This window comes from Chroococcus sp. FPU101 (genome assembly GCF_017312365.1).
GTDB lineage: Bacteria > Cyanobacteriota > Cyanobacteriia > Cyanobacteriales > Microcystaceae > Chroococcus.
The window spans coordinates 1-15,459 of the sequence record NZ_BLJI01000053.1 but is presented as its reverse complement, the minus strand read 5'-3'; the positions used below and the strand labels follow the sequence as shown (position 1 = coordinate 15,459).

Here is a 15,459-nt window from a genome sequence, read left to right as displayed (position 1 = left end):
TTTTCAATAATTGGTATTAATCCAACCTGCTTTGCTTCAATCAAAGGAGTTTAAATTCTATGTTTCTAATCGATCTAAAACCACTTAAACGAAAAATGTTTCAGCATCACGAATCTACCATCAACAGAAGTAATAATTTTTGTTCGGCGATCAACCCCCGTACTGGCTGTATCATATATGCCGACTCCGAAACCGAGCTACGGATGATGTTGAAGGAGCTATCTTCTCCTTTTAAAAACAATCGGACAAGTGCTTGGTTTTGAAAGACTGCTACTGCACTCTGTGATAGCTAAGTGCCTACAACCCCATCTAGCAGAGGCAAGACGCTCCTTCTCTACTTCTTCTCAATCCCTATCTATGATACACAACATCAAGAGTAATTCGAGGACTACTATCATGTTAAACTCTACCCTACTCCAACCTATTCGTAACTGGCTTGATCGCATAGAAATTGATAATCCAAAGCTTGCTCATCTTTTGTGCCAAGTTATCCCCGTTCAGTGTCCTTTCGAGCGCAAGCTATCCCTATGGGGTCGTTGGTTAGTGCATCTTCCTCCTCTGTGCAAGCTCAATCCTCTCTATGAACAGATCGTTAGCCTGAGATTCCGCGCACTTTGTTATTTGGCAGATGAATGTGGTGAAGATGTACGCTGTTATTGTTGAAGCTTTCTGCTGCCAACCATCATTGTCATTACTTGCCCATTCGTCAAACGCAACCTTCTCGCTTAGGTTAACTAATCTTTTTTCAATAATTTTAACGTTAGCTTTGCTCTTGGCCTAAGCACACCCCTCAACCCACCCCACTTCTGGGAGTTTTCCAGCCCGATAACGAGTAACTTTTTTGCCATCTGTCTCAAAAAGAACACGGTAGCTTTGATCTTGACGATCTTGCGGCACAAAGATTAGATAATGTCCAAGTGGTTCGTATTTATGGGGTTCTACTTGAATTTGACCTGCATAAAGCGATTTAATCTGATTTTCGCTGTCTCCTACCTTTGCTCCACTGAGGGTAGTGATTTGGGGATTGGTGATATCGATGCGTGAGATTCGTCCGTCTGTTACCATGAAATCAACCCCGCTCAGTCCCGTTTGTGGTTTGTAGTATAAGCAAGATGGCTCTCCTCCACTGCTTCTTTGTCTCAATTTGACTCCTGCAACACGCGATGCTTCTTCGATTGTCATGCCTATTTTAACTGGGCCGATCCCATTAACGGACACCTTGGAGGTTTGAGTGAGGCGCACGGACTGCTTGTTCTCTGAGGCAATCATTTGAGGAAATCCAAAAAAGTTAGTAGAAGGGGGACAGCCTTGTTTGGTTAGCTCATCTATACTACAATCAATCAGTTTTTTAGAAGGCTGTCCTACTTTGTCAAGAATTTCCATCGGAGAACTTGTGAGATTGTGAAGAATCGGCATCAAAACGGCTGTAAAGATGACTAACACTACTTTAAGCGGATATCTCACTGCACCACCCTCTCTTTTCTACTGCCAAGTCAGTTAATTATAGTTTAGCGAACGCCGTTGATATCCTACCCCGACCGAAAATCTAGACAAAGTAGGACAGTCTTTTTAAGATAGTTCCTTATTACCACAAATAGTCTTTGTAGCGTGAAGACTGTCCAAAGAGTGTCAGACATTTTTGTAACCTTTTTTTGGTAACTACAACTGTAGAGCCTAAGATTCCAACGTCAGACCAATTTCTTGCCCATAGGATAGTTCAAGCGTATGACCATCTGGATCTCGCAAAAAAGCCCAATACCCGATCGGATACCCAGAATCTTTGGGTTCAGAGAGTAATCTACCTTCGTGCCGAGCTATTTGGCAAAGTCGCTCCAGATCTTCACGACTTTTGCAACCGACTCCAAGATGAGCTAATGGAGACAGGATAGGACGTACAGGATTGATTTGGATCAGTACAACAACAAACGGTCGAGTGCGATCGCAAAGCCAAACGACAGCAACACCTGTCTCTGCATCAAGGCGACGATGAACAACCTGCATACCCGCATAAGTAAAATAGAAAGCAATACTTTGCTCAAGATCTGAAACGGGAAGTGCTACATGAGTGAGTCCAATATCAATCATTTTAAGTTCCTCAATACTAAACGTTACCGAAGCGAGCGCGATTATGGGGTTCGTCAAAATTGATGATTGGCCCCATCGGTACAATCCGATTGGGATTAATCTCAGTCATACTCATGTAATAGCTACGCTTAATCTGCTGTAGATGACACGTCACTTTAAACTCAGGTATCTGGTAGAGTGCCTTAAGATAATTCCAAAGGTTCTGATAATCGAGAATCCGTCTCTTATTGCATTTAAAAAGACCATAATACACCGAGTCGAAGCGATATAGCGTGACAAACAAACAAAGATCAGCTTCAGTAAGTTGCTCCCCACACAAATATTGCTGTTGGCTTAAAACCTTGTCCCATCGCTGTAGATGCTCGAACAGTTCGCTCACTGCTTCAAGGTAAGCAGTTTGCGAAGTAGCGAAACCAGCATGATAGACCCCGACATTAATTGGTTGATAGATGGCATCAATCGCTTCATCGATTTTCTGTTGTAGATGGCATGGGTATAAATCAATGTTCCGTGTTGCTAGGGGAGCAAATTCTACATCCAACATCCGCATGATTTCACGTGATTCGTTATTGACGATCGTTTGAGTTTGCATATCCCACAACACGGGAACTGTAACTCGCCCTGTATATTTAGGATCAGCTTTTAAATAGATCTCTTGCAAATACTGAGGGTGATTTATTTTCTCAAAAGCAGATTCTGGTGTTTGAGAAAACCTCCAGCCCATCTCACCAAGAATTAAATCAGCGTTCGAGACTGAGATTACCTGATTCAACCCTTTAAGTTCTCGCATAATTAAAGTACGATGCGCCCAAGGACACGCAAAAGAAACGTAAAGGTGATAACGTCCTGCTTCTGCCTTAAATTCGCTCGCTCCATTAGCACTTACATAATTGCGAAACGTAGTTGGAATCGAATTGTATACACCCTTTTGCTCTCGTGCATTCCAGTTCGTTGTCCATTTGCCTTCAATCATTATTCCTACCATGATCTTCTCCTAAATCTTAAGGGTTTTAGCTTAAACCGCATTTACGGTCAAGCTATAATTAGTTTCACCACTAAATTGATAGGCTTGTAGGAAGTAATCCCCAGCACTTAAAACCTGATTAATAAGTTCTTGAGTAACACCGCCACTAGAACGAGTAATTTCTTCACCTAACTCAACGATGCCGTTTTGATTGGAATCACGGAATAAACGCAAGTCAGCATCAGCAACTAAAGTCGTGATCCCGTTGAGAGAAGCCGTTAGATTGCAGGTACTGTTTAAGCTAAAACGGTAAATGTCTGAGGTATCGCTGTTTCCGACAAAATCAGTGCGTGTAATACCATTTCCACCCGCCGTTAGAAGGCCGAAGTTTTCTTGTACCGCTATGAGATTACTAGGCTGCTCATTCGATAGACGTAAGGTGTAGTTAGTATTATTACTACCGAACTGATAGACTTGAACGAAATAAGTTCCTGCTGCTTGATTGTTCAGATTGATAGACTCATCCAAATTACCGCTACGTGTGACAGTAGTAATATTTTCTCCTAGATCGAACACACCGTTATTATTAGTATCCCGAAACAATCTCACATCGGCATCGGCACTTAATCCCGTTACTGAAATATTAAGATCGCTAGTGCTGGCTAAACTGAAACGCACGACATCAGACGTATCAGTATTACCAACCGAACTCGAAAATGTAGCAGGAGTTGCTGAGAGATTACCTAAATTAGCCTCAGAAGCAATCAAGTTACTGATATCAGCATTAGATAGGCGCAGGGTATAGTTAGTATTACCACCAAATTGATAGACTTGGACAAAGTAATTACCTGCTGCTTGGTTGCTCAAATTAATCGAATCATCGACATTGCCGCTACGTGTCGAACTACTAATAACTTCACCACCCTCAACCACACCATTATTATTGATATCTCGAATCAGTTGTAAGTCAGCATCGGCACTTAACCCCGTCAGTGAGATATTGAGATCGCTAACGCTGGCTAAATTAAAGCGCACAATTTCAGAGGTATCTGTATCACCCACAGAACCAAAATATGTAGCAGGGGGTGCTGAGAGAGTCCCTAAATTAGCTTCTGGGGCAATTAAATTATTGGTCGAAGCATTAGATAGTCGCAGGGTATAGTTAGTATTATTAGCATTGACAATACCAAAAGCATACACTTGGACGAAGTAATTACCTGCCGCTTGATTATTGACGTTAATTGCTTCAGAGACGCTACTACCAAAAGTGGAACTAGCAATGACTTCAGAGGCATCAACCACACCATCACCATCAAAATCTCGAATTAAACGTATATCTGCATCAGCACTTAACTCTGTTAGTGAAATATTAATATCGCTAGTACTAGCTAAATTAAAGCGGTAGAAATCTGAAGTATCACTACTACCGACAAAACCAAATCGTGTGATAGGAGTTGTCGAGAGATTTCCAAGCTCGGCTCCTGCTTCTTGGGCAATTAAATTGCTAATCGAATCTCTAGACAAGCTTAATTGGTAGTTGGTATCACTGGTGCTAAATCGAGTGACTCTGACAAAGTAAGTTCCCGAAGCTTGGTTAAAAAGATTAATTGATTCAAAAACCGTGCCAGGAGTCCCAGTGCCAGTAGTACCCGAACTAGCAATTACTTCGTTAGCATCAACTACACCATCACCATCAAAATCCCGAATCAAGCGGAGGTCGGCATCGCCTTTTAAGACAATGTTGAGATTAGAAGTATTGGTTAGCTCAAAGCGATAAAAATCATTAAAGTCTGTATCGCCAACTAATCCACTGACAGAGGTTGTAGAAGTTAGACTACCCAGATTTTGAGCGGTGAATAAAGTATTGTCAGACATAAAGATATCCTCTAATTGCAATAATCCTTCTTTTCGGAAATTCTCGAAATTTCACAAATTCAAATTGTCTGAGTTATAAAAAAACTACTCAAAGATAATTTGTTAATTCAGTATGACTCGTTAAAAAATTTTTATCTAGGACATATAGGCATTTTAAGAAAATAGTAATTATCGAGATGGAGCAGGATTACAGAGAAATAATTAAAAGTCTTGAAGAAAAAATAGCTTTTTTAAATTAAAAATCTCTAAAACAACAAATTTATCTTAAAAATAATAATTTTATTAAAACAAGATATTTTTAAAATGCCTAAAATGTCGGGAATTTTTCTCTAATTAATGTTATGTATCAAAAAAAGTAGTGTAGCTCTCAGTGTGAATGACCGATTGTAAATGCCTATCTCATAGTTGTTCAAAATGCCTGATCCACATTTTTGAGACACTACCAACTGTAGAACGAAGCAAGATTATCAATCGGATAGGTGGAGTGTCATTTAATATGGTATGTGAGTTGGAGTAAAGTCAGTGCTTCCCAGCGAGATAACAACTCTGCTCTTGCGGGCTATCAAGAGATCCTACTTGTATGGTAACTCGACGGCGTTGCTGCTCAACACGAATGTAGCTTAGGAAATCCCAATGAACTTAACCATTCAACAGATTGTGCCAGAGGACGTTACATTAATGGAAGCTCTATTAGCGGTCTTTGGCGAGGCGTTTGATGAGGTGGAGACCTATAACAAGAATCGTCCTAGTCCAGACTACTTGAGGCAACTGCTTAAGAGCGACTACTTTATTGCGCTCGCCGCTTTGAAAGAAGGTGAGGTCGTTGGCGGTCTGACGGCATATGAGCTTAAAAAGTTCGAGCAGGAGCGTAGCGAGATTTACATCTACGATCTGGCTGTTGCTGCTGCACACCGACGGGAGGGAATCGCAACGGCATTAATTGAGCTTCTCAAGGAAGTAGCAGCAACTTGTGGAGCTTATGTCATTTTTGTCCAGGCAGACATCGGTGATGATCCAGCCATTGAACTTTATACAAAGCTAGGCAAGCGCGAAGATGTATTGCACTTCGACATCGCAGTTGCTCGCGGCAATGACAAAGGCTTAAAAAAGCAAAGCTGTCATTGAGTGCAAACTAGAACATTTGTCCTAAGATTTGACCGATTTAAAACTCGCAAACTCTTATTCTCTTGTTCAATTTTCCCTCAAATCTTAACTCACTTCTTATAAAGTTAATTTAATTATGGAATGCTTGCTGTATAAGTCTTTTACTTTCTACTTTGCACCCTGTGACACTTTGGCTTCTCTTAACCCTATTTGAACCACGCCCGCAACCGTACCCAGAGCCGATGTTTAATTTCAACTGAAACAGGATTTGGCGCATGAGATGGAACATCTAGTTGAGCAATATTATCAGTCGATAAAATTCCAACACTTAATTCACCGTCAGTATAATACCAATCCCCCCCACCATTGTACCCCTGCCAAGTGGCTCCAACTCCTGTAACTTGATAAACACTCACGAGTTGATGAGCTTGTTCTAAGTTATGAAGCAAAGTATCGCGCTCTTTGTCAATATCTGCGTCAATGTGATGGGTAATCTGTCCAGTGTAGTGACTCAATTCAACCCAACTGTCAAACGTGGCAGAGCCAAGCCATAAAGGTCTATCCTCATTGCTCAAGTCACTCGACTGCCACAGACGGATATGGTGGCGTTGCTTGGCACTACTGCCAACCGGTAACTCAAATGCAAGATCTTGTTTTCGCCCAAGATAGTAAAGGGTGCTAACGGGAGCGTTTGGATAGGAACGCTTTAGCAAGACGCTCTCAACTATGCCAGCACTTGAACGCAGTGTAATTGGGTCGGCTGGATGCCAACCAGCAGCAAGCAGAGCTTGCACCACTTCAGTCTGTGTTCCGACCAAGCCAATATTGAGCGGATCGCCTGGAAGCCCTTCTGCCGTTTGTGTGGTTTTTGGCGAATGCTCAAGTTTCGGATTATGTTCGTAGTGCCGCCACCAAGCTGGTAGCACTAAGTAAGCTAGCAGCAGGTAAATTCCTAAAAGTAATGCTAAAACAAGTAGCCCTAGAGGTAGAAAAGCGGCAAAAATAGTTAACGAAAAGTCAGGCATTTCTCAAGCGGTTTTTGCAAAAACACATCTCTCAACCAACAAGCTAAGACACAGTTAAACAAAACAGTTTGATTTGTTACGTTTCTGCTCAGAGCTTTCTACTTATATTAAATAACAATTACATTTAAAGTGTATTTCTTTATTGAGAAAAGAGCAATAATCAATTGCTTTACAGTTGTAGCTCGAATCAAAAAAATAACTTTTAGTTTTTGAACGACGACTTTTACAGCTTTTTAGCTGTTGTTAAATTAAATGACGGACGAAAAAATCGGCTGTTCTAGCTAGCTCTTGCTATCTACAACTGTAGAGCCGTTAGGCTTCATTCTTTTCTGATTAATGGCACCAAGTGCATCATGTAATCTCGTTTTCCAATTGGCACACCAGCCATGCGAAGAATGTCATAAGCCGTGACCATATGGAAGTAAAAGTTCGGAATTAAAAACTCATTGACATAGGCATGACCAGACAACTCAATGTAGAGGCTCTGCCCCTCGTAAATGCGCGTCATCTCAGATAGCTTTGCATCTTCAGTATTAATGCCTAAAAGAAGTTCCTTGGTGTTTGCGATGTGTCCATATGCCTGTGCTTTAGATGTGACATCTGGATCTAGATTATTTGCAGGTTTGTCATCACACCAGAGAGCAAAATTGCGTGGTTGATTGCAGGTGAAAGCAATTTGTGTACCGAAAGGAAACATATCAGCCGCAATGCGCTTTTGAAGGAACGACTCATCATCACCAAAATGAGCTTGAGCTAACTTCAAGAGATGATCAAGAGTCGCTAAACGGCTTTGGAAGAGGGTTCGGATTAAATCTACATTCTGACTTGGCATTTGGCACTTACTCAAGACTTAACTCTATGTATCCTAGCTGTATCTAGAGTTCTGTTGCCAAAAATTTAAGCCACATTATAGATGGAAGATCTTTTCAAAAAATTTACTTTTGCTCTTCTACCTATAGCGGGTTCAAAAATTTTGGCAACAGACGGGTTTCGTGTTGTAACGGCTACAGGTGAGGTGATGGGAGATGAGAAGATTTACTACACACCCGAAGCTGCATTAACTGAGGGTCGAAGATGGTTAGGGGCGTGCAGCCGCATTGCAGAAAATGTATGGCTTCTGGTCAAATCCATGAATTAAAGCTGAAGCGTTTTAGCCTGTAAATCCATCTTCTGAACCATCTCATCGGCGATTTTTTCGTGCTAAGGTCAAAAAAAAGAAAAGAAGCACTCTATTTATGGAGATCGCCCCTTACCATCTCGGCTTTTGTGCCACTGCTCAAGAAAATGAGTTAAAAGCCCTACCCATTCAGGGAAGTATTCCCCAATGGCTAACAGGAAGCCTGATTCGGACTGGGCCAGGAACTCTGAAAGTGGGCCAACAATCCTATCATCACTGGTTCGACGGGCTGGCTATGCTCCGCAAGTTTTCCTTCAAAGATGGGCAAGTTTGTTTTGCCAATCGCTTTCTTAAAAGTCAAGCCTATCAAGAAGCCATCGCTAAAGGTAAAATCAGTCGTGGTGAATTTGGCACGACGGCTCGCCATTCACTCTTAGAAAGATTGAGCGATCCACTGCCTCGGCTGACCGACAATGCCACCGTCAACATTACGATGCAAGGCGAGTGCTTCACTTCCGTGACTGAATCACCTTTTCCAATCGTCTTCGATCCCGAAACCCTCAACACAATAGAGCAATTTCATTACCAAGATCACGTGCTAGGACAAATTACCACCGCCCATCCTCACTTTGACTATCAGGAGAATGCCGTCTATAGCTATTTGGTTAACCTTGTTCCCAGGTGTAGCTACAGCATCTACCGAATGGATGCTTATAGCCACCAGCGCCAGTTAATTAGCTCAGTTCGAGTCAAGCAACCTGCTTATATGCACACCTTTGCCATGACCGAACATTACCTGCTCCTTGTCGAATTTCCACTCTTCCTCAGTCGTTTGAGTCTGATGTTCAGTGGTAAGCCTTACATTGAAAACTACCAGTGGAAGCCAGAAAAAGGCACCCGTTTTCTTATTATTAGTAAGGAAAATGGTAAGGTAATTCATTCGGCTCAAAGTGAGCCATTTTTTGCTTTCCATCATGTCAATGCTTTTGAGCTTGATGGCGAGGTGATCGTAGATCTGGTCGCCTATCCCGATTCATCAGTCATTCAATCGCTATATTTAGAATCGTTACTGCATCAAAGAGAACAAGTAATTGCAGCAGGAGAACTTCGTCGCTATCATGTGCCATTAAATAATGCGATCGCCGATTACGAAGTCCTCACTTCAGAACCAATCGAGTTACCGAGAATCAATTACCAACGCTGTAATACCCATCCCTATCAATTTGTTTACGGAGTCGGAAGCTCTGAGTCGGGTAACTTTATCGATCAACTTGTCAAAGTCGATGTTCAAAACGGAACAAATCAGCTTTGGCACTCGCATGACTGTTACCCTGGTGAACCTGTCTTTGTGGCTGCACCCAATGCCATCTTTGAAAATGAAGGAATAATTTTATCAGTCGTGTTAAATGTGCAAGCCGAAAACTCCTTTTTATTAGTGTTGGATGCTCAATCATGGAATGAACTTGCCAGAGTTAAGTTGCCTTACCATCTTCCCTTTGATTTTCATGGTCAGTATTTTGAGACCCTCGCCTCCACCGACAGAAGGCAGCTTCACCGCTAAAAGGATAATTGGATGATTAGGCGATCGCTGCTGCTCAAGAATGATCGCCTTTTCCCACCGCTCTAAAAATCGTCTTCTCCCCAGTTAGGTTCAAAAGGCGATTCAGAAAAAGCAGAGGCCGTAGAGACAGTTTGAGCTTTAGAAGACACCAAGATTTCAAGAGTTAATAATTGGGCTTGGCTCAGTTGACGACGGCGACACTCTCCTGGCTTTTCAAGCCAAGAGAGGACGCGCCTTGATAGATGAATGCGAGACAATTCTGGTAACATTTGTTGTCTTCAGTCTTACTCAATTAAAAAGACCGATTCTTTTTTATTATATATTCCACCCATTCTTAACTTCTGCTCCGCTTCTAAACCCTTCGTCACACCGTTAGGAATAAGAGACATTACTTTTAGCTTTTTGAACAACGACTTTGAAAGTTTTTTAGCTTACGTTTTCGGTCTTTAAAAACCGAAAACATAAGCTTTTCTAATTTGTTCATCTTATATACAACTGTAGAGCAGAATACATCAGTTGAAAAAGAAAAGTTCAAAATATTAGCACGAAAAACAGTCATTTTTGGCTAGAGTTGTATAAATGTTGCTGAATACTTTCTCAAACATTTCTTTGGATTGAGCCGATGAATAATCAGACTTAATCCTAATAAACGGCTATTTTATTAGAAGAAATTAAGGGCTATGAATATTATACAAAAAAAAAATTAGCTTGCTTGTCATCCCGTCAGGATTTTTTCACACTATTCAAACTTTATTATACTATTTTTTCTGTCAAGAAACTTTTTACTAATAGGTAAATGCTAAAATAATAAAACTAAAAAGAATTTTAAAACTGACAAAAGAGGTTTTATGAACTTGCAAAAATCTTTGGCTTTAGCTCTAACTGCCACAGTCGTTACTATCTCAATTCCCGCCGCTCTAGCTAGTCAACAAGATGCTATTAAAAGCGTCGAGTCGGCTCGACAAGTGCTAACCAATGAAATAGCTGAACCCCAGCATCAGATTCCTAAATCGGTGCGGCAAAACGCTGTAGCGATCGCTATTATTCCTGATGTTGTTAAAGCTGGATTTATCTTAGGTGGAACTCGCGGTGCAGGGGTATTGGTCGTTAATAATAATAAAGGAGGATGGAGTAATCCTGCCTTTGTCACTTTGACGGGGGGAAGTGTTGGCTTACAGGTTGGTGCTCAATCGAGCGATATAATTATCGTTTTCAATACCAAAAAGAGCCTTGAGAAAGCTCTAGCTCAAGATTTTCAATTGGGGGGAAGTGTTACAGGGACGGCTGGCCCGACTGGAGCGTCTCCAGTGACTGGAACCTCAACACTTTCTGATGTCTATACCTATGTTCGCAATAGAGAAGGATTGTTTGGCGGGGTCTCTCTAGAGGGAACTAAACTGGAAATGGATAACAGTCGCAATGCTGAATTTTATGGAAAACCAAATATTACAGCCCAGCAAATTTTCGCAGGCTCGTTCCGTGGCCCCGAAGCAGCAGCCAATCTAAGGCAAACCTTAAACGGCTATGCGCCACGATAATAAATCTCTTGGAATAGGGGCTTTACAGATGTAGATAAGATGAGCTAATTAAAAAAGCTTATGTTTTCGTTCATTAAATAACTTAACAAAAGCTAAAAATCTTTTAAAGTCGTTACTTAAAAAGCTAAAAGTAATGTCTCTTATTCTATCTACAACTGTAGAGCAAATGGAACGGTGATTATGGGTAGTGTAGTAAATCTGGGGATGACCAATTTCAAACGTTGATTTGATAAGTGTTTAAGATGCCTTGTCCACATTTTGGCGTCACTACCTTTGACAGAGCAGTTGAGGCAGGATTTTGGCCCTATCGTTTTTTGTCAAACCTCGACGCAACATGAAAAATCGCTTGATGCGCCTTCATTTTGGAGCTATTGTCCCGTAAACGCTCGATCCCTATCGACGATTATTGACCAACTCAAAAATATTTCTCTTTCTTGACATTCACGTCACAGAAGTCCTGTCAATTTTTGTGTCAATATCCTCTGCGGCTTAATTGCTTATTGCCAGCAGCCCAAGAAGCCCTCTTTTCAAATGGAGTGGGCTTTACCTCAATCTGCTTAACCCGAACTGACGTTAAAATAGACTGGGTTACAGCCGTCGATTTCTCGTAAGGCTCCAAACCGCAAGGATAATGTGATGATTAGGCGATCGCGCTGCTACTCAATAACGCTCGCCTTTCCCCACCGTGCTAAAAATCGTCTTCTCCCCAGTTAGGCTCAAAGGGTGATTCAGAAAAAGCAGAGGTTGTAGAGACAGTTTGAGCTTTAGAAGACACTTCTTCAGGTTCAACTTGAAGAGAACTAAACCGAGTCGGAAAGTCTTGGTACTCCTGCCACAATCCCACAAGGAACTGCTCTGTCTCGCTACTTTTCGGGATGAGCAATGATGAAAGGAACTCCCCTAACAACTTCACCTTGCGCTCTCTACGATCAACCACTGTCTCATTCCCGATGCCGTCAACGCTAGGTGTCAGTCGTTTTACTGGAACGATAAACGGTGCTTTAGAATCGCCTTTGTGAATGCCCAACTCCATGTCCAATACTGTGAGGGCATGGGCGCGGTCACTCAAAGTCTTAGTTGGTTCACCCCGTAATTTGAAGAACACTCGTTCAATTTCACCTCGAAACTGCCTGACTTCAGCATCAAATGTCCCACCTGTGCCTCTGCCCATGCTTAACTGTAGAGGTATACGATGTAGAGGCTGATTGTTCTCATCCAAGAACACTAACAGATATCTTGTTCTGAACCGATAGTTTTCTTTATCGCTATCGGCTAATTGACCATATTTGCTTAACTGTCCTTTATAGTAGGCTTGGCCTGCATACTGCCATCCTCTGTTCGTTTTTTCTTGTACTTCTACCCCTGAACTCTTATGGAGAATAGACACTCGTACTCGCTGTGTTAGCCAGCCATCAACTTGCTTGGGTTGGGATGTGTCCTCGCCAAAGGTTAAACGAGTTGGAGTAAAATGCTCGTTTGCTTTAAAGTCAACCAAATCACCCTGTTCCGAGGGGATGAACCAACCATAAGGAGGCTTGTATTGTTGTATTTGTGCAAGTGTTAGGTTTGGAGGATTCTGTACTTGAAGATAAGGAATAGTCGAGGAAGCTTTGACATCTTCATCAAATTCTTGTAGGAAATCGGTTTGAGCATTCATGGTTAATGTTCCTTGGAAAGTTCCTTGTTTAGTTCAGTGTCTTTGTTCGTGATTAAAGATCACGCACTCTGTTAATACAATTGTATTATTTAAAGAGAGGGATGGAAAAGCCTAATTGTCGTTCTAATCTTTCTGTCTAATAAGCTTGGTTATTCTGGAATTTCTTGATTTTGTTTAAAGGCAAGATCGGCAAGAATTTCATCAGTTGTTAATTGATCTAGCCATTGATGACGTTCTTGGGTATAGTCTTTAATCTTGTGATCTTCATGACGTGAAAATCCCACTGCATTGACATATCCCAATAAATCAACTAAGGCTTGAAAACCTTTATGGCTTAGTTTGACTGGAGACATCTACTGTTTCTCTGTTTAATGGGCTTAATTATTCGGTTCTTCAGAAGATTACAATTACTTAACCCGTTTGAAGGGCTTAACATCTTTGGACATAGGATAGGTAAGCGGTTGATTGTCAGGGTCATCAAGAGCATTGGCGATCGCTTCATCATCACTCATTGCTTCTACCCTTTCCCAATCGCTAAAATCTTTAAGCTTTTTGGCTTCAGAAAGTGAAATTCTCGTTATAAATTCTTTTTTCATTTTTTGTCGCAAAGCTTTAACCTGTTTTTTCGACTAATTCTCCCTGTAAATATTTATGTAAAATATCTCTTGTCACACTGGGAATTGATTGATTAAGCTGGTTGGCTAATTCCTCAATTTTTTGACGGTCTTCTGGCGATAATAAGCTCTTGATTCCTTGATAAACGATTTGATGTTGGGCATCAGCCTGATAGCGTTCTTTTTCCTCACTAAAATTCTCAACGCTAATCCATTCTTCATTCTCAACACTGGCGAGTAAATCTTTTTCGTCTTGTTCATTGAAAGTCATAATTTTATCCTCCTAAATATTTCTTTTTCATCTTCCGACTCGGAATAATGGTTTTTAAGAAAATCTCAGACTCATTTTCTACAAAAGGAACCAAGTAAACATAATCTTTAATCTTGACGATGAAGATCTTTTGGTGGGAGTATTGCTCAGTATTAGGGTGTTCGATCACATCGAGTAACTGACCCTGAGCAATGGCTTGAACGATCTCATCAAAAGAAAGTCCTCTTTGAGTGATGAGTTGTTGATTTTTGGTCGGATTCCAGTGAAAAGGTTTCATCGTTATCGAAGATCTTTTTTAAGGATAGCAAGTTCTGTTCATCAATGAGATTTAGACCAATCAGCAGAACTGATTAAGTATTTCTACTTGCAGTTGGTGAACTTCGGCTTGTAAGTCAAAGACAGATACTTTAGCTTTATTTTCGTGACCATTGCCGTTGTTCGACACCTCAGTTAAAGCATTGGTAATCGAATTAACCAAGGCGTACAATCCTAAACGATTTGCCTTAATCCGATAATCGCCCTCAAACTCAATAACTGGAGCATCGCAAAGTTTCTGAGCGATCGTTTGGTACTTGGCATAGCGTACTGTTGCAGTAACGTTAGTAGCTGGCTTCCCGTTGTCATGCCATCCCTGTTTTTCCAGTTCTCGCCACCAATTGATACACAGGTCTGATGCTTCCTTCATTGCTAGGTCATCATAAGCGGTCAGTTTTCCTTCTCTGTCAACAGAAGCAATCAGCCTTGAATCTTGCCGATCGCTTGTCAGACTTAAAGGTATCCATGATTCAGGATAGAAATCTTCATCTTCACTTGAGTAGTTGTCGAACTGTTCAATGAGAAATTCAAGTGAGATTATGGGCTTTTCCAAACCTTGCTCCGTTTTAAAGGAGGAGACGACACCACGATGTTGATCTAACTTTTCAATGAGTAATATTTCATCGGAATGATCTTGATCAAGGCGTAAGGATAAGTAATCGCGGTCAAAATCAAGATGATAGGCAGTTGCGATCGTGCGGATTAATTTAACAAAGTTAACAGGAATCGAATAGATGAGAGTGATCATATTAGCCTCAACAAATAAAGTAAGGAAAGGGTGAGTTTTATCCCACCCCGTCAGGGAGAAGACTTAGATTGCGTCAAATTCTTGTGGTTCTTGGGGAATCCAGTAATGTGCAATGTCGTACTCAGAGGAGTGACCAAGAGAAGCGATCGCATTTTGTACAGATTCCTTTGATGGTTTGCTTACCGTTATTTCTGTAACGAAGCTATGAAGGTGAACGGGAGTATCTTCATCAGGATCTAACTCTTTACTGACTAACTCAACTCTGACAGTAATTGGTTGTAAGTCAAGTAGGGGTTGAATAGCCGAGCGACAGGTATTGGTGCAAGGGTGATGACGGAACGCATAGTGATCGAAAACTTGACACCAGCCACGACCTCGTGGCTCGTTGTAATCGTTGAAGAAGGGACAAACCGCACAGGTAGCTGTCGGAGTTAGGGTTTGGGCTTGTTGGAATATAGTTGAGTGTGTCATAGTAAAAGTAAGTTATTTTTAGTGGAGAGCGAGAAAGATGTTAATCATCGTCGCTCTTTTTAGTTTTTTACAATTCAATCAAAATGTTCAATTAACTAAACTTTTGAGCTTTTA

Annotated in this window: 20 protein-coding genes and 1 pseudogene; 7 read left to right on the top strand and 14 right to left on the bottom strand. The window is 41.2% G+C overall.

Annotated elements, in window-relative coordinates; translation table 11 throughout:
• Positions 1-59: 59 nt before the first annotated feature.
• Positions 60-263 (top strand): hypothetical protein, encoded by a 204-nt coding sequence (locus CFPU101_RS23295; protein WP_206818013.1) that lies wholly within the window; start codon positions 60-62, stop codon positions 261-263.
• A gap of 133 nt (positions 264-396) precedes the next feature.
• Complete coding sequence (locus CFPU101_RS23290) at positions 397-663, top strand: Mo-dependent nitrogenase C-terminal domain-containing protein (protein ID WP_242578220.1); 267 nt, start codon at positions 397-399, stop codon at positions 661-663.
• A gap of 114 nt (positions 664-777) precedes the next feature.
• On the opposite strand, the gene CFPU101_RS23285 is transcribed toward CFPU101_RS23290, so the two are convergent.
• From CFPU101_RS23285 to CFPU101_RS23270, 4 genes are all read right to left on the bottom strand, one after another.
• A complete protein-coding gene (locus CFPU101_RS23285) occupies positions 778-1,464 on the bottom strand; it encodes a hypothetical protein (RefSeq protein WP_206818010.1) in 687 nt (228 codons plus the stop codon).
• Between the two features lie 210 nt (positions 1,465-1,674).
• Complete coding sequence (locus CFPU101_RS23280; RefSeq protein ID WP_206818007.1) at positions 1,675-2,085, bottom strand: VOC family protein; 411 nt, start codon at positions 2,083-2,085, stop codon at positions 1,675-1,677.
• 16 nt (positions 2,086-2,101) lie between these two features.
• Entirely contained in the window at positions 2,102-3,070 is a 969-nt protein-coding gene (locus CFPU101_RS23275) for a glutathione S-transferase family protein (protein WP_242578218.1), read from the bottom strand.
• Positions 3,071-3,100: 30 nt separating this feature from the next.
• A complete protein-coding gene (locus tag CFPU101_RS23270; RefSeq protein WP_206818006.1) occupies positions 3,101-4,924 on the bottom strand; it encodes a PPC domain-containing protein in 1,824 nt (607 codons plus the stop codon).
• A gap of 633 nt (positions 4,925-5,557) precedes the next feature.
• Between CFPU101_RS23270 and CFPU101_RS23265 the strand changes: the two genes are divergently transcribed.
• Positions 5,558-6,049, top strand: coding sequence for an AAC(3)-I family aminoglycoside N-acetyltransferase (locus CFPU101_RS23265; RefSeq protein WP_206818004.1), 492 nt, complete (start codon positions 5,558-5,560; stop codon positions 6,047-6,049).
• Between the two features lie 185 nt (positions 6,050-6,234).
• On the opposite strand, the gene CFPU101_RS23260 is transcribed toward CFPU101_RS23265, so the two are convergent.
• Together CFPU101_RS23260 and CFPU101_RS23255 are read right to left on the bottom strand one after the other, a co-directional pair.
• On the bottom strand, positions 6,235-7,053 hold the full coding sequence (locus CFPU101_RS23260) for an LssY C-terminal domain-containing protein (protein WP_206818003.1): 819 nt from the start codon (positions 7,051-7,053) through the stop codon (positions 6,235-6,237).
• 319 nt (positions 7,054-7,372) lie between these two features.
• Positions 7,373-7,885: a DUF1993 domain-containing protein gene (locus tag CFPU101_RS23255; RefSeq protein WP_206818002.1), complete on the bottom strand. Its 513-nt coding sequence runs from the start codon at positions 7,883-7,885 to the stop codon at positions 7,373-7,375.
• Between the two features lie 141 nt (positions 7,886-8,026).
• Between CFPU101_RS23255 and CFPU101_RS23250 the strand changes: the two genes are divergently transcribed.
• Both CFPU101_RS23250 and CFPU101_RS23245 read left to right on the top strand, forming a co-directional pair.
• Positions 8,027-8,191, top strand: coding sequence for a hypothetical protein (locus CFPU101_RS23250; protein WP_206818001.1), 165 nt, complete (start codon positions 8,027-8,029; stop codon positions 8,189-8,191).
• A 97-nt stretch (positions 8,192-8,288) separates the two neighbouring features.
• Positions 8,289-9,731, top strand: a complete 1,443-nt coding sequence (locus CFPU101_RS23245; protein WP_206818000.1) for a carotenoid oxygenase family protein — start codon at positions 8,289-8,291, stop codon at positions 9,729-9,731.
• A 62-nt stretch (positions 9,732-9,793) separates the two neighbouring features.
• Here CFPU101_RS23245 and CFPU101_RS23240 read toward each other — a convergent pair whose 3' ends face one another.
• Complete coding sequence (locus CFPU101_RS23240) at positions 9,794-10,000, bottom strand: hypothetical protein (protein WP_206817999.1); 207 nt, start codon at positions 9,998-10,000, stop codon at positions 9,794-9,796.
• A gap of 579 nt (positions 10,001-10,579) precedes the next feature.
• Here CFPU101_RS23240 and CFPU101_RS23235 point away from each other — a divergent pair.
• Together CFPU101_RS23235 and CFPU101_RS26200 are read left to right on the top strand one after the other, a co-directional pair.
• Positions 10,580-11,269 (top strand): lipid-binding SYLF domain-containing protein, encoded by a 690-nt coding sequence (locus tag CFPU101_RS23235; RefSeq protein ID WP_206817998.1) that lies wholly within the window; start codon positions 10,580-10,582, stop codon positions 11,267-11,269.
• Between the two features lie 319 nt (positions 11,270-11,588).
• Positions 11,589-11,830, top strand: a pseudogene (locus tag CFPU101_RS26200) (transposase); the annotation flags it as partial.
• A gap of 127 nt (positions 11,831-11,957) precedes the next feature.
• Here the strand turns inward: CFPU101_RS26200 and CFPU101_RS23230 are convergent.
• The 7 genes from CFPU101_RS23230 to CFPU101_RS23200 form a co-directional block, all read right to left on the bottom strand.
• Complete coding sequence (locus CFPU101_RS23230) at positions 11,958-12,926, bottom strand: DUF5895 domain-containing protein (RefSeq protein ID WP_242578216.1); 969 nt, start codon at positions 12,924-12,926, stop codon at positions 11,958-11,960.
• Positions 12,927-13,075: 149 nt separating this feature from the next.
• Positions 13,076-13,279, bottom strand: a complete 204-nt coding sequence (locus CFPU101_RS23225; RefSeq protein WP_206817997.1) for a hypothetical protein — start codon at positions 13,277-13,279, stop codon at positions 13,076-13,078.
• A gap of 54 nt (positions 13,280-13,333) precedes the next feature.
• Positions 13,334-13,522 (bottom strand): hypothetical protein, encoded by a 189-nt coding sequence (locus CFPU101_RS23220; RefSeq protein WP_206817995.1) that lies wholly within the window; start codon positions 13,520-13,522, stop codon positions 13,334-13,336.
• A 16-nt stretch (positions 13,523-13,538) separates the two neighbouring features.
• Complete coding sequence (locus tag CFPU101_RS23215; RefSeq protein WP_206817993.1) at positions 13,539-13,811, bottom strand: hypothetical protein; 273 nt, start codon at positions 13,809-13,811, stop codon at positions 13,539-13,541.
• Positions 13,812-13,815: 4 nt separating this feature from the next.
• Complete coding sequence (locus CFPU101_RS23210; protein WP_206817991.1) at positions 13,816-14,088, bottom strand: BrnT family toxin; 273 nt, start codon at positions 14,086-14,088, stop codon at positions 13,816-13,818.
• Positions 14,089-14,148: 60 nt separating this feature from the next.
• Positions 14,149-14,874: a hypothetical protein gene (locus CFPU101_RS23205; protein WP_206817989.1), complete on the bottom strand. Its 726-nt coding sequence runs from the start codon at positions 14,872-14,874 to the stop codon at positions 14,149-14,151.
• A 63-nt stretch (positions 14,875-14,937) separates the two neighbouring features.
• Entirely contained in the window at positions 14,938-15,345 is a 408-nt protein-coding gene (locus CFPU101_RS23200; protein ID WP_206817987.1) for a hypothetical protein, read from the bottom strand.
• Positions 15,346-15,459: the final 114 nt, after the last annotated feature.

Bases quoted from the DNA above. Each gene is read 5' to 3' on its own strand.
- CFPU101_RS23295 (WP_206818013.1), top strand. From the start codon at position 60: ATGTTTCTAATCGATCTAAAACCACTTAAACGAAAAATGTTTCAGCAT.
- CFPU101_RS23290 (WP_242578220.1), top strand. From the start codon at position 397: ATGTTAAACTCTACCCTACTCCAACCTATTCGTAACTGGCTTGATCGC.
- CFPU101_RS23280 (WP_206818007.1), bottom strand. From the start codon at position 2,085: ATGATTGATATTGGACTCACTCATGTAGCACTTCCCGTTTCAGATCTT.
- CFPU101_RS23275 (WP_242578218.1), bottom strand. From the start codon at position 3,070: ATGGTAGGAATAATGATTGAAGGCAAATGGACAACGAACTGGAATGCA.
- CFPU101_RS23270 (WP_206818006.1), bottom strand. From the start codon at position 4,924: ATGTCTGACAATACTTTATTCACCGCTCAAAATCTGGGTAGTCTAACT.
- CFPU101_RS23265 (WP_206818004.1), top strand. From the start codon at position 5,558: ATGAACTTAACCATTCAACAGATTGTGCCAGAGGACGTTACATTAATG.
- CFPU101_RS23260 (WP_206818003.1), bottom strand. From the start codon at position 7,053: ATGCCTGACTTTTCGTTAACTATTTTTGCCGCTTTTCTACCTCTAGGG.
- CFPU101_RS23255 (WP_206818002.1), bottom strand. From the start codon at position 7,885: ATGCCAAGTCAGAATGTAGATTTAATCCGAACCCTCTTCCAAAGCCGT.
- CFPU101_RS23245 (WP_206818000.1), top strand. From the start codon at position 8,289: ATGGAGATCGCCCCTTACCATCTCGGCTTTTGTGCCACTGCTCAAGAA.
- CFPU101_RS23240 (WP_206817999.1), bottom strand. From the start codon at position 10,000: ATGTTACCAGAATTGTCTCGCATTCATCTATCAAGGCGCGTCCTCTCT.
- CFPU101_RS23235 (WP_206817998.1), top strand. From the start codon at position 10,580: ATGAACTTGCAAAAATCTTTGGCTTTAGCTCTAACTGCCACAGTCGTT.
- CFPU101_RS23230 (WP_242578216.1), bottom strand. From the start codon at position 12,926: ATGAATGCTCAAACCGATTTCCTACAAGAATTTGATGAAGATGTCAAA.
- CFPU101_RS23225 (WP_206817997.1), bottom strand. From the start codon at position 13,279: ATGTCTCCAGTCAAACTAAGCCATAAAGGTTTTCAAGCCTTAGTTGAT.
- CFPU101_RS23220 (WP_206817995.1), bottom strand. From the start codon at position 13,522: ATGAAAAAAGAATTTATAACGAGAATTTCACTTTCTGAAGCCAAAAAG.
- CFPU101_RS23215 (WP_206817993.1), bottom strand. From the start codon at position 13,811: ATGACTTTCAATGAACAAGACGAAAAAGATTTACTCGCCAGTGTTGAG.
- CFPU101_RS23210 (WP_206817991.1), bottom strand. From the start codon at position 14,088: ATGAAACCTTTTCACTGGAATCCGACCAAAAATCAACAACTCATCACT.
- CFPU101_RS23205 (WP_206817989.1), bottom strand. From the start codon at position 14,874: ATGATCACTCTCATCTATTCGATTCCTGTTAACTTTGTTAAATTAATC.
- CFPU101_RS23200 (WP_206817987.1), bottom strand. From the start codon at position 15,345: ATGACACACTCAACTATATTCCAACAAGCCCAAACCCTAACTCCGACA.